Annotated in this window: 10 protein-coding genes and 1 pseudogene; 2 read left to right on the top strand and 9 right to left on the bottom strand. The window is 60.4% G+C overall.

Going from position 1 to position 12,874, the window contains the following annotated elements:
- Positions 1-61: 61 nt before the first annotated feature.
- The 5 genes and pseudogenes from EXW71_RS18970 to EXW71_RS18990 all read right to left on the bottom strand — a co-directional run bounded on the left by EXW71_RS18970 (position 62) and on the right by EXW71_RS18990 (position 3,824).
- On the bottom strand, positions 62-766 hold the full coding sequence (locus EXW71_RS18970) for a hypothetical protein (RefSeq protein WP_134660218.1): 705 nt from the start codon (positions 764-766) through the stop codon (positions 62-64).
- Positions 767-835: 69 nt separating this feature from the next.
- Positions 836-1,339 (bottom strand): DUF6622 family protein, encoded by a 504-nt coding sequence (locus tag EXW71_RS18975; RefSeq protein ID WP_134660217.1) that lies wholly within the window; start codon positions 1,337-1,339, stop codon positions 836-838.
- Between the two features lie 43 nt (positions 1,340-1,382).
- Positions 1,383-1,481: pseudogene (locus EXW71_RS18980) on the bottom strand (Txe/YoeB family addiction module toxin); the annotation flags it as partial.
- Positions 1,482-1,590: 109 nt separating this feature from the next.
- The gene (locus tag EXW71_RS18985; RefSeq protein ID WP_134660216.1) at positions 1,591-2,841 is read right to left on the bottom strand and encodes an aspartate aminotransferase family protein; all 1,251 of its coding nucleotides are present in this window, start codon (positions 2,839-2,841) and stop codon (positions 1,591-1,593) included.
- A gap of 89 nt (positions 2,842-2,930) precedes the next feature.
- The gene (locus EXW71_RS18990; RefSeq protein WP_134660215.1) at positions 2,931-3,824 is read right to left on the bottom strand and encodes a LysR substrate-binding domain-containing protein; all 894 of its coding nucleotides are present in this window, start codon (positions 3,822-3,824) and stop codon (positions 2,931-2,933) included.
- A 143-nt stretch (positions 3,825-3,967) separates the two neighbouring features.
- Here EXW71_RS18990 and EXW71_RS18995 point away from each other — a divergent pair, with 143 nt between their 5' ends.
- The gene (locus tag EXW71_RS18995; RefSeq protein ID WP_134660214.1) at positions 3,968-4,996 is read left to right on the top strand and encodes an amino acid ABC transporter substrate-binding protein; all 1,029 of its coding nucleotides are present in this window, start codon (positions 3,968-3,970) and stop codon (positions 4,994-4,996) included.
- Positions 4,997-4,999: 3 nt separating this feature from the next.
- On the opposite strand, the gene EXW71_RS19000 is transcribed toward EXW71_RS18995, so the two are convergent.
- Together EXW71_RS19000 and EXW71_RS19005 are read right to left on the bottom strand one after the other, a co-directional pair.
- Complete coding sequence (locus EXW71_RS19000; RefSeq protein ID WP_134660213.1) at positions 5,000-6,013, bottom strand: diguanylate cyclase domain-containing protein; 1,014 nt, start codon at positions 6,011-6,013, stop codon at positions 5,000-5,002.
- Between the two features lie 257 nt (positions 6,014-6,270).
- On the bottom strand, positions 6,271-6,462 hold the full coding sequence (locus EXW71_RS19005) for a hypothetical protein (protein WP_134660212.1): 192 nt from the start codon (positions 6,460-6,462) through the stop codon (positions 6,271-6,273).
- Positions 6,463-6,683: 221 nt separating this feature from the next.
- On the opposite strand from EXW71_RS19005, the gene EXW71_RS19010 reads away from it, so the two are divergent.
- Positions 6,684-9,998: a DEAD/DEAH box helicase gene (locus EXW71_RS19010; RefSeq protein ID WP_256657103.1), complete on the top strand. Its 3,315-nt coding sequence runs from the start codon at positions 6,684-6,686 to the stop codon at positions 9,996-9,998.
- Here EXW71_RS19010 and EXW71_RS19015 read toward each other — a convergent pair.
- Both EXW71_RS19015 and EXW71_RS19020 read right to left on the bottom strand, forming a co-directional pair.
- Positions 9,989-12,232 (bottom strand): ATP-binding protein, encoded by a 2,244-nt coding sequence (locus tag EXW71_RS19015; RefSeq protein ID WP_134660210.1) that lies wholly within the window; start codon positions 12,230-12,232, stop codon positions 9,989-9,991. The genes EXW71_RS19010 and EXW71_RS19015 overlap by 10 nt on opposite strands.
- Entirely contained in the window at positions 12,229-12,843 is a 615-nt protein-coding gene (locus EXW71_RS19020) for a biliverdin-producing heme oxygenase (protein ID WP_134660209.1), read from the bottom strand. The genes EXW71_RS19015 and EXW71_RS19020 overlap by 4 nt, the downstream gene beginning before the upstream one ends.
- Between the last annotated feature and the right edge of the window lie 31 nt (positions 12,844-12,874).

Below are 12,874 nucleotides of genomic sequence, written 5' to 3' on the forward strand. Positions count from 1 at the left end.
GCGCAGCCCAGCGGGAGCAAGCTCCCTCGCCACAGGCATGAAGGTCGCAGGTCTCAGGGCCTTATTGGGGGGCGATGGTGTAACCGTCGAAGGCGCTTTGCTGTTGCAGTGCGGTCACGATGCTTTTGCGCGTGATCGGCTGTTCCACGCCACTGTTGTCGACGAAGGTTTCACTTTCCAGCTCCGCTTCGCTGCCTTCGCCCACGAACGCAAAACCGAGGAACTCAAGCGCCTCACGGTCAACGTTCAGTTTGGAGCGCGGCGTGCGCAGCGGCAGGGTGACGCTGATGCCATCTTTGCTGATCACAAACACTTCGGTGTCTTTCTTGGCGCGTGCAGCCTTGCCCTTGGCGGCGCTTGGGTTGCTGATGGCCTGGTGCGATTGGTTCAGCACTTTGAGGGCCAGGCCGTAGACCAGCTCCTGAAACTCGGGGTCGTCCTTGAAACTGGACAGGATGCGGCTGATCGAAAACTGGCTGCTGAGGTTTTCCAGAGCGGCGTTGTCGGCAGCCTCGGCGTCCTTCAGTTGCTTGAGCTGGCCCATCAGCTCGTAGGCTTTGTCATCGTCGAAGGCATCATGGGCCTGGCGGATGGCGGTGCGCAGTTCGCGGATCTGGTCGCTTTCCTTGGAGGTGTGGAACGCGTCCAGCACCATCTCGCTGATGATCTTGGCCGCAGGCACATGCTGTGAAAGATTGATGGCGTTTTCGTATTCAGCTTTGGATTGCAAGGTGACTACGGATTCTTCGGTGTGCGAATCGGACATTGAAATTTCACTACTTCAGTAAGCGGGACAAAAAAGCGTCGCGCATTTTCAAGGGGCGGGGGGATCAGGTCAAGGCAGCACAATGCCCTTATCGCGACGCAAAGCGTTCAGCGCCCGCTGCAGCCGTACGGCTCGCCCGCAGAACAGACCAACGGTAAACCCCGAGACTCCGCCAACCACCGCCAGCATCTCTGGCGTGCTCAAAAATAGCGGGTGCACCGCCTGCTGGTAGCCGAAATAGTACTTCACCGCGAAAAACAGCTGCGAGACCAGCAGGGTTTTCCATGTGCCGGCCAGCACCAGGGTTTCACCATTGACATCCAGCCGGGCGCCATCGGCATTGAACAACAACATCCCCAGCAGGCTGCCCACCACAGCGCCGCCCACCCAGGTGCTGCTCGAGAGTATTGAAGGTGCCAGTGACATCAGTGACCACGCCACCAGAACCACCGGCAGAATCAATAGCGAGCGACGACTCTCACGGCCGCCCACACAGGCTTTGATGCCGTAGTAACAAATCCACGCGTAAACGGCGTACACCCACAGGGGCGTGCCTTGAAGGATGTCGAGCATGGTGTGCGTCCTTGCAGAAATGTGTTGGTTACATTCTCAGGAGGCTCAGGTTGCGCTGGGGCGGTTCAGGTGCGCCGAAGCCTTCAAAGAGATCTCTTTGTATCACTTTGATCAGCAGGTTTATACGTTTGAGCCCCGCCTCGGCCTGGCTTTACCCGTTCGCAAACTTACGTGATGTCACCCACGGTTTTGCCCAGACTCGCATCAAAAAAGCGCGGTTTCCCACGCGGTAAGCCCGTTGACGCGCCTTACTAAGCCAACTGCCGCAGGCACGCCTCCAGGATATCCAGACCTTCCTCCAGTACCGCAGGCTCAATGGTCAGCGGTGCCAACAGGCGGATGATGTGCCGCGACTTGCCGCTGGGCATCAGCAGCAAGCCCGCCTCCCGGGCCAGGCCGAGCAGTTGGGTCAGTTGCTGGGAAGCAGGCGTGCCGTCGGCATTGACCAGCTCGATGCCGCGCATGGCCCCCACGCCGGTCATGCGGCCCAGAACCGCGCAAACGCCCTGTGCAAGCCAGGTGTGGTAACGGCTGACGATGGCTTCTTCCTGTTGTGAACCCCAGGTTTTCAGGTGCGCATCGGTCATTGCATCAAGGGTGGCCAATGCACCTGCGCACGCGATGGGGTTGCCGGAATAGGTGCCACCCAGGCCGCCCTTGGGCAGGCTGTCGAGCAAGGTTTTACGGCCGACCACGGCGCCCAATGGCACCCCCCCGGCGATACTTTTACCGAGCAGGATCAGGTCCGGCTCGATGCCCAGTCGCGAGAACGCAAATCGCTGGCCGGTGCGGCCAAAGCCGGACTGGATTTCATCGGCAATCAGCAGGATGCCTTTCGCGTCGCAGAAACGCCGCAAGGCTTGGGCAAATTCGATATCCAGGGCCAGGAAGCCACCTTCACCCTGCACCGGTTCGATGATGAAACAGGCGACATCGTTGACGTCGATTTCCACGCTGAACAAGCGGTCCATGGCCTTCAGCGCTTCAGCGCAAGTGACGCCATTATCGGCACTGGGGTAGGGCAGGTGGTACACGGGGCCTGGCAGTACCCCGACCTTTTGCTTGTAGGGCGCCACTTTGCCGTTGAGGTTGAGGGTGGCCAAAGTGCGGCCGTGGAAGGCGCCGTCAAAGGCAATCACCGCCGTACGGCCGGTGGCGCCGCGGACGATCTTCAAGGCATTTTCAGCGGCCTCCGCGCCGCTGTTGGTGAGCATGCCGCTCACCGGGTAATTCACCGGAATGAATGCGCTGAGGCGCTCCATCAATTCGATGTAGGGCGCGTGGGGCGCGGCGTTGAACGCGTAGTGCGTCAGCTTCGTCGCCTGCTCCCGAATCGCTTCGACCACGCCAGGGTGGCAATGGCCGAGGTTGAGCACACCGATGCCGCCGACAAAGTCGATATAACGTTTGCCCGTGGTGTCCCATACTTCGGCGTTCTTGCCGTGGCTGAGGCTGATGGGGTGAACGATGGAAATCGACTGGCTGATGGTGTCGTGGTTCATGACTCTCGGACTCGGCAGTGGCGGGCGTCTTTTTATCTAAGCCGCGCGCCCGGCCCTGCCGCAAACGAAATAAAGTCGCCGGGTCATTATTAAAAGTCAGGATGTGCCGCGAGGTAGTCGACCATCCAGTTCAGGAAGGCTTTCACTTTGGGGATGTCGCCGGCATGTTCGGCATGAGCGATAAAGTGCGCACCGGCGCTGGGCATCGCGTAGTTCCACGGGATCATCAGGCTGCCGTTGGCCAACTCCTCGGCCACCAGATACTGCGGCACCAACGCCACGCCATAACCCGACTGCGCGGCACGGATGCACATGTAGAACGTGTCGAAACGCGGCCCGTGGTAGCTGTTCTGCGAATGCAGGCCCTGCTCCAGGAACCACTCGTGCCAGGCTTCCGGGCGCGAGGTGCATTGCAACAGGGTATGGCGCGAAGAGGCATCGCTGCCCTCGGCGACGAACCCGGGGGCACAGACCGGCACGACCGCTTCGTGGAACAGCTCGATGCAGGTCGCTCCCGGCCATGAGCCCTGGCCGAAGAAAAACGCGATATCGGCCTTGGCCTGCAGCACGTCAAAAGGCTCCAGCTCATTGCGCACGTCCAAGTGGATATTGGGATGCTTCGCCGCGAAATCCTTGAGCTTGGGCACCAGCCAGCGGTCACCGAACGTTGGCTGGGTGGCGATGCGCAGCACTTCGGTCTCGCCGCCGTAGGTGAGGATATAGCGGCTGGAGATGTCCACCTGGGTCAGGATCTTGTGCACTTCGGCCAGGTACAGCGAACCTGCCGGTGACAGGTACAGCCGCTGGCGCACCCGTTCGAACAGGTTGTGGCACAGCATCTCTTCCAGCTGCGCCACCTGCTTGCTCACCGCACTTTGGGTCAGGTGCAGTTCTTCAGCGGCGCGGGTGAAACTCAGGTGGCGGGCGGCCGCTTCGAAGCATTGCAAGGCGGTCATCGAAGGGGTCAAGCGTTTTGAAATCATGCAGTTCATTCCAAATCGGAAGGAGCCTTTGCCTAAAGGTCGTTTGTGGCAGGCGGGAAAGCTGTCGATACTGCCCGGCATCACTATAAACCGGCGCGGGCTGTGCAGCGCCGAATAAAAAGGAATGACAGGGAGCGCCTTGCATGAACCCATTCAACACCACCTTGGCCGTGATCGGCACCACCGCAGCATTGGCCCTGGCCGGTACTGCGCACGCTGGCGCAACACTGGACGCGATCCAGAAGAAGGGCTTTATCCAGTGCGGGGTCAGCGACGGCTTGCCGGGTTTCGGCGTACCGGACAGCCAGGGCAAGATGACGGGTATCGATGTGGATGTGTGTCATGCCGTGGCCGCCGCGGTATTTGGTGACGCCTCGAAAGTGAAGTTCAGCCAGTTGACCGCCAAGGAGCGATTCACCGCGCTGCAATCCGGTGAAGTCGATGTCATTTCACGCAACACCACCTGGACCAGCTCCCGTGATTCGGGGATGGGCCTGGTGTTCACCGGCGTGACCTACTACGACGGGATCGGCTTTCTGGTGAACAACAAGTTGGGCGTGACCGACGCCAAGCAACTGGACGGTGCGACCATTTGCATCCAGGCCGGCACGACGACGGAACTCAACGTCTCCGATTACTTCCGTACCCATGGCATGAAGTACACGCCGATCACCTTCGATACCGCCGACGAGAGTGCCAAGGGGCTGGAAGCAGGGCGCTGCGATGTGCTGACCACCGATCAGTCGGGCCTCTACGCCCAGCGCATCAAGATGGCTCACCCGGACGAGTTCGTGGTGCTGCCGCAAGTGATCTCCAAGGAACCGTTGGGACCGCTGGTGCGCAAGGGGGACGATGAGTGGTTCAGCATCGTCAAGTGGACGCTGTTCGCCATGCTCAATGCCGAGGAAATGGGCATCACTTCGCAGAACGTCGAAGAGCAAGCCAGGACCACCCGGAACCCGGACGTCGCACGCTTGCTCGGCGCCGACGGCGAGTATGGCAAGGACTTGAAACTGCGCAAGGATTGGGTGGTGCAGATCGTCAGGCAGGTGGGCAACTATGGCGAAGTGTTCGAGCGCAACATCGGCCAGGGCAGCGCATTGAAGATCAAGCGCGGGCTTAATGCACTGTGGAGTAACGGCGGCATCCAGTACGCGCCGCCGGTGCGCTGAGCGTTACTCCGAGACCCTGTCCTTCCCCGCCGCCTTGGACCGATACAACGCTTGATCGGCCCTTGCCATCAAGGCGGCTGGGGGCTCACCCGGACGACGTTCGACCACGCCCAGGCTCAATGAAAGGGTGAAGTCGCCTGCTGCGGGTATTTCGTGCATGGCGTGACGAGCCTTCTCAGCCAGCGCCTTGGCAACCTCCAGCGAGCTTTTGGGCAAGACCCACATAAACTCGTCGCCTCCCCAGCGCGCCAACAGGTCGTCCTCTCGTACGCAGGCCAACAGGCTTTCCACCACGCGCACCAGGGCCTGGTCACCGACGGCGTGGCCGTGTCGATCATTGATCGGCTTGAAGTCATCAATATCCATGGCCACCAGCGCCAGCGGCAAACGAAAGCGTTCGGCGCGCTCGCATTCTTCCAGCAGCACTTTCTCCAGGCAGTAGCGGTTAGCCACGTGGGTCAAGGTGTCGCGTTCAGCCAGGGAGCGGTTTTCGTCCAGTTGCACTTGCAGTTGCTGGTTGACCCGCGACAGCTCGCGGGTGCGCTCGGCCACCAGGGCCTCAAGGGACTGGTTGCGTTGCTCAAGCTGTTCGATCGAGGATTTGCGTATCTGGATATCGCGATGGGCGCCGACCATGCGTGCGACCGAACCGTCTTCATTGCGTGCAATGATGTAGCCACGGTCTTCGATCCACAGGTAAGTGCCATCGGCCTTGCGGCAGCGGTATTCGGCTCGGTAGAGGGGCGCACGACGATGAATGTAGGCATCGAACAGCATCATGACTTGCGGGTAGTCATCGGGGTGGATCACGTTCTCCCAGGTGAACACGGTGTTCTCCATGGAGTGACGGGGGTAGCCGAGCATTTCGTACCAGCCGGGGTTGCGGTAGACGAAGCCGGTATTGGCATTCCAATCCCAGATCCCATCGCTGACCAATTCCATGACCGCATGCAACATGTCGCTGTTGAGGTCGGAAAAGTCATTTCTCAGCGGATTGTCGTCGGATGTATCGCCCATATGCGCGCTCCCTGCTTGGACCAGCTTTAAGGCCAGTCGTGGTTGAGGCCGATACTCCGTGGCTGGCGCTACTGTACCTCGGGGGCTGCGGGCTTTGAATAGGGCGAGGATACTGCTTTAGGATTGTGGCTATGAGCCACTATTCGTCAGGTGAAACCCTGCCGATTCTGTGGGGCAAGCCCTGACCGACTGGCGTCAGGGCAAACCCGCTGCAGTTGAGGCGCCGTTGAGTTGCGCTACCTCAGCGGTTGACACGGTTAAAGGACTGCGCCGCCGCCAAGGCTATCCAGATCGCCTGGGCGGCCCGGTTTTTTTCGGCGGTCGCTGAAGTCAATGGATGGGCCGGGCGCGGGCTTCGGTTTGGCGGGCGGCTGCCGGTCAGGCGTGACACTGCGATCCTGATGCAGGGAGGAATAGTCGGGGGAGACGCTGAAAAATACATCAATCATGGTTTTCTCCGTAGGTGGGTAAGCGTCGAGCGGGGTCGACGCGCACCAAACCTACAGAGCACTGGGCGACTGGACTATAAACGTCTCACGTCAAAAGATGACCGAGAGTGACCATGGCGCTGCTCCGTTGAGAAGAGGGGCGTGTACACTCACCCCTCGATTATGGATATTCGGGATACAGGACGTTGGCACCCTTTGATCAGCAAAGACTTCTGGCCATATTGGATTATTGGCACAAGGTCGAATTTTTCGTGCCCTATGGCCTGGATCAGCGCCTGGATGAGTTGGAGGGCTGGCAATCGAAGGTGGTTCTGCAGGCAGCCTGTCTCGAGGCAGGCTCTACCCAATGGAACCACATCGATGTGCCCGTTGATAAGGAGATCACCGGCTACAGCCTCTTTCTGGGGGTGTTCGACAAGTCTGCAGTGCTCACGGTGTGTGAGAAGCTGTTGCCGATTCCTGCACCGTTGAGCGACATTGCGCGCTTCGAGGAAGAGGCGCGCGCCGACCTCGAGGGGCAGACCTGTTTTGCCAAGATCGGCCTGGATAAGTCCGGTTGCCCTCTCGCCGACTCCATCTCTATTTCTACCGCACCCTGGGCTTTGGGCCAGACGTTGTCCCAAGGATTGGGAGCGCTGGGGGCATCCGAGTTCGAGTCTGCCCGCGGCTACCTGATCAACCTGTTCAACAACTTTTTCGCCACCCGTCTTGATAATGCCAGTGGCCCGCTGACCGCGGGTGAAGTGCTTTCGCTGCACCAGACGCTGTGCGAATGGGCGGGTTTTTACCCCGGGGCTGACCAGCCGCTGGCCGTGCTTGAGGTCAAGACCAAGGCCAGGGCCACCCAGGAGCCTGATGTCGCGAGCGATCAGGAACCCACGGCACTCCAGGAAGAAGAGGACGAGGATGACCCCGTCGACGACCTCGACATCCTCAACAGTTTTTACATCGGCGACCTCGAGCGGGCGATGCACAGTGTGCGCACAGGCAATGTGCCCGCAGCACTGCGCCAGTACCTGACCCCGCTTGCCGACGATCAGCGCCTGGACCTGTATTCCGACGCCGGGCGGGAGCTGCTGTATCAGCGGCTGCGGCCGCGCCATTTGAGCATCGGCCACTGGTTGGGCAACGCTGAACACCCGATGAGCCTGATGCAACAGTTTGCGCTCAATCAGGCAGGCGCAGACTTGCATTACAGCGGCCTGTTTGCGGTCAACGGGCCGCCGGGTACCGGCAAGACAACGCTGTTGCGCGACCTGTTTGCGGACAACATCGTGCGCCGTGCGCGGGTACTGTCAGGCTTGTCGAGCGTCAATGACGCGTTCAGCCAGCAGCCGCTGACCGTTCGCTTCAAGGATGAGGAGCGGCAGGTATGGCCGCTGATCGAGGCCTTGACCGGTTTCGAGATGGTCGTGGCATCGTCGAATAATGCCGCGGTGGAAAACATCTCGGTGGACCTGACCAAGCGCAACGCCCTGGATGCCACCTGGCGATCGGTTGGTTATCTGCAGCCGGTGGCCCATAACCTGGCCGTGAAGGTCAAGAAAACTGGCCCGGTTTTTCCCAAGGACCAGGACATCCCCTGGGGCCTGGTCAGTTGTGCGTTGGGCAACGCCACTAATCGGCGCCGCTTTCGCGAGGGGCTGTTTTTCAACACGTTCAAGTCCGACAAAACGGAGCGACCGCTGACCCTTTGGAAGTGGCTCGACCAGGAGCAGCCGACAAGTTTTGCGTCGGCGCGGGCCGCTTTCAACCTGGCTGACAAGGCCGTCAGCACCGCACTGGCCGAGCGAGAGCGCCTGGCGCAATTGCTCGAAGAACTGGGCGATGGTACCCAGGCCAGCTACGTGGCGCAGGCGCAGCAAGCGCATACGCACCTGCAGACGTGCGTGGAGGCCACTGACGCGACGGTGCGTGAGAACTTGCGGCGCCAGCAGGAGGAGGAGAAGGACTGTCTGTCGCTCGTCGAACAGCAACGGCTGATCGATCGCACGTCGCCCGGTTGGTGGGCGCGGTTCTGGCACACCCAGGCTGCCAGGGCCTACACCCGCCAGTGTGCCGAAAATGCCAAGTTGCAACTCGAGTCTCATGCTCGGCTCAGAGCCCTCAAAAGCGAAGCGCTGACTCTTTCCAGCCAGCTCGCGAAGCTTGAAGGTCAACGGCAGGCCTGTGAACGGAAACTGGCGCAAAGGTCGCGCGACTGGGAAACCAAAACGGCAGAGCGTGCGGCACTCGAGCAGCGCCTGGGCGTCCCTTTGCTGCCTGCCACCTTGGCTGACCTGGAGTTGCCGCAGTTTCAGATCAAAGGCCTGTGGCACGATGTTCAGTTTGCTCGACTGCGTTCGGCGTTGTTCGCGGCAGCCCTGCAATTGCAGCAAGCCTGGTTGCATGAGGCCGGGCAGCCAAAAAACCGAATGCGCTCCAACCTTTGGGCCATCTCTCACCTGCTGAACAACAAGCAGCCGGAAGACGCCAGCCACGTCCTGCCTGTCTGGCAAAACCTGTTCATGATTGTGCCGGTGGTTTCCACCACGTTCGCGTCCTTTGCCAACCAGTTCCGTGGCTTGCAAAGCGATGCGCTGGGTTGGGTCTTTATTGACGAAGCCGGCCAGGCAGTGCCCCAGGCCGCCGTGGGTGCGCTATGGCGAGCCCGACGCTGCGTGGTGGTGGGTGACCCGCTGCAAATTGAACCGGTGTTTACCCTGCCACGGCAACTGATCACGGCCTTGGGGCAACTGTCACCTTTTACCCACGACGACAGCTATGCCCCCCATCAGGTCTCGGTGCAACGGCTGGCTGATCAAGCCAGCCGATTTGGCACGTATGCGCCGATGATGGGGAAGCGTCTTTGGATCGGCAGCCCATTGCGCGTGCATCGGCGTTGCCATGACCCGATGTTTTCCCTGGCCAACCGGATGGCGTATGACGACAAGATGGTCTTTGGTCTTGCCCAGAGAAACGCCCCGGACACTCCGTTGATCGACCTGCCCAGCAGTTGGGTGGACATACGCGGCAACGTGACCCGCAAGCAAGTGGTGTACGAGCAGATTGAATTCATGGCGAAGGTGATCGTGTGCCTGTTCCAGCGTGACCAGGCGTTGCCCAAGCTGTACGTGGTGTCGCCATTCAAGGCCGTCCGCCAGGCGCTGCGCCAGCACCTGATGCAAATCGAATGGGCGGGCGGCGTACCCCGGCGCGGGGACCTTAAAGAGTGGGTCAAGCGTAACGTCGGCACGGTGCATACGTTTCAGGGCAAAGAGCAGGACACGGTGTTCATGCTTCTGGGCGCAGACAAGGGCCACGCGGGAGGCGCGCAATGGGCCGCCTCCAAACCGAACCTGCTGAATGTGGCGCTGACCCGGGCCAGGCATCGCGTCTACCTGGTGGGTGACATTGAGCTGTGGGGGCAGTTGGAGCACTTTTCCCTTGCTGCGCGTGGCGAGCATGCGCTCGCCCGGGTCACGCGTAATGCCTTCGGCATCATTACCAAGGGTGGGCGTGCACAAACGGCGCCCGACCGTTTGGGTCAGGCCTGAGCGTCGTCGCTGATTCTTGGCACCGTAAAGCGGAACTCACTGCCACGGCCCACTTCACTTTCAGCAACGATCTTGCCGCCATGAGCCTGGACAATCCCTTGGGTGATATACAGCCCCAGGCCACTGCCGGTGGGATTGTTTTCGGTGTTGGTCCAGTAACGGTCGAATACGTGAGGCAGTTGTTCGGGCCCGATGCCCTCGCCGGAATCGCGCACCGAAAACACGATCTCTTCGCCATTGCTCATGGCGCTGATACCGATATTGCCTTGGCGCGGGGTGAACTTGATGGCGTTGCCGATCAGGTTCGACAAGACCTGGAAGAGACGTTCCGGGTCGGCGTTTATCTTCAGGCCGGGCTCGGTGTTGAACGACAGGTCGACACCTTTCTCCAGCGCCAGGGGGGACAGCAGTGAATAGGCTTCCTCGAACATCTGGCTGACATCCAGTGCAACCGGCTTGACCACGTAACGCCCGGCCTCGATTTTCGAGGTGTCGAGCAAGTCCTCCAGCAACGTATTCATACGGGTGGCGGCTTGTTGCATGGTATCGATGGCCGACGATATCCGCCGCGACGTGTGCGGACCATCAGAGCTGAAGGCATTTTGCATCATGCCGCAGAGCATGGATATGACGGTCATTGGGTTGCGCAGGTCGTGGGACACTACCGCCACCAGTTCATCACGGGCCCGCACGGCCTGTTGTTCACGTAGTACCTGGCGCGCCAGATCGTTTTCCAGGGCCGAGCGGCGCAGGTCGTTGGCGGCAAAGTGATCGCCGTGGCTCCATTTGGTGGAGATGCCGGCCATTTCCACCTTCCATATTTCAAATGAGGTGCGCGGGCGCAGGCGCAACCCAGCGTCGCCGCTTTCCAGGTCGAGAGGCTTGTTCGGGTTGCCGCTCCAGTTGACGTTTTCCTTCACTTCCGGGCGGAACCACAGCACGCCGTTATCCACAGGCTTGGGCAGGCTCATGGCCAAAACGCCACTGGCGACCTGTTGAAACTCTGCGGCGGGTGGGTAGACCGCCATCAGGTTATGGCTGGAGAAAACCGGTTCGTCACGCTCTTGCAGCCATTTGTGCAGTGCTCGGATCTGCGCTGGCTCCGGGCAATTGCCGTAACGGTGCAACTGTTTGTCTTCGATGATCGCCACACCGCCTGAAAGCGTCAGGTCCATCAGCACTTGAGCTTGCTGGGCCAGCCCATCGAAGACGTTGCCTTCACAGGCTCTCATCGCTTTATCGAGGGTGGCCAGGGCAGCGATTTTTTCTTCGCGCTGCCGGCTCAGTTCCAATGCTTCCATGGCGCTGATCTGTAATGACAACACCTGGCCGATGGTCTGGCAGACAGTGCGCAGCTCGTTGGGTACCAGCAGCGGCTCGCGATTGCCGCAACTGATCAGTCCCCAAAGCTTGTCACCCTTCATCAGCGAGATGCTCATGGACGACAGCACGCCCATGTTCTGCATGTACTGGCAGTGAATCGGCGACACGCTGCGCAGGGTGGCGAAGCTCAGGTCCAACGGCTGGCCGGTGTCCGGGCGCAACCTGGGCAATAAGGGCACCGGCTCGTAGGCCGCATTCGGGATGATGCGCAGCCAGTTGGTGCGATACAGTTCGCGGGCTTGTTCCGGGATGTCGGACGCCGGGAAGAACAGCCCGTTGAAAAGCTCCATGGACGGTGCCGACGCCTCGGCGATCACCTGGCCATGGCCTTCTTCTTCGAAACGATAGATCAATACCCGGTCGTAGCCGGTCATGGCCTGGATTTCGGTCACGCTGATTTCGTACAGCGCTTGCAGGGTTTTCGCTGATTGCAGGCGTTGCAGCATCTTGCCCAGGTCACTGGTGCGGCCGTTCAGCGCGTGCGGTTTGAAATGCTCCAGTCGCGGTTCGAATTCCAGCACCAATACGTTCTGGTGGCGATGCAACAGCCCTTCGAATGGCTCGCCCTTGAAGGTGATGTGCAGCGGTGCTGCGTCGAAAAACGTATTGTGTTCGGCCATCGACCGTACGGCCTCGGCGTGCTCCATCCCGATCAAAGTCTGCAACGGCTGGCCCAGCAGCGATTCAGGCGCATGGCCGAACAGGCTGCCGACGTTGGCACTGATCTGGATGATGTTCAGGTCCGGTTCCGACAAGGTCAACAGCACGCCGTGGGGCTGGATCGCGCCAGGGAAGCGGATCGGCTCGTTGGCACAGTTGGCAAGCAATTCTTCAAAATCATCGGGTTTCATAGCAGTACCTCCTGGCTCTCGAGCCATTGCTCAAAGCCGCTGAATGTCGAGCGGGCAGCGATGACCGCGCGCTCTTTAGCGTCAGCGTCCAGTGGCAGGCAACCCAGGTAATCGAGAAAGTCTTTCCAGCGTCGACCGGTCTCGGCGCCGTACACGTTAAGAAATGCGCCACCGCTGTCGGCGTTCACCGCCAGGCGCTGGGCTATTTCCCGACGCAGGACCTGGCCGCCGAGCGTCGCGCCCTCCAGCACGTAGAGGGCGCCGAGGCAGGCGGCGGGCGTGTTGAAAGTCGGAAGTTGCCGGCAGTAGGGCAAGGCGCGAATGGCCGCGTCATCCAGGCCGAGGGCTTTCAGGTCGCCTATCAGTGTTGGCGTCTTTACACGCCGTGCCGAGTCAAAGCCCTCGGGGATCAAGCCGCTTGCGTACAGTGCGGCTTCCATCGGCGCATAAAATCCGTAATACGCCTGGAGCAGGCGGCGGTACCACGGTGCGTCCAAACGTTCGGAAAAAAAGGGCAAGCGCTTTTCCAGCGCGACATGCAGCAAGCCAGTGCCTGTGCGCAGCGCTTCCAGCAATGAGGGCGCACTGACGTCATGGGCCTGTGAATGCATTCAATAAGCTCGAACTGTGGGCCTCTCGGCC

This window comes from Pseudomonas sp. BCA17 (assembly GCF_004519405.1).
In the GTDB taxonomy this organism is placed as follows: Bacteria; Pseudomonadota; Gammaproteobacteria; order Pseudomonadales; family Pseudomonadaceae; genus Aquipseudomonas.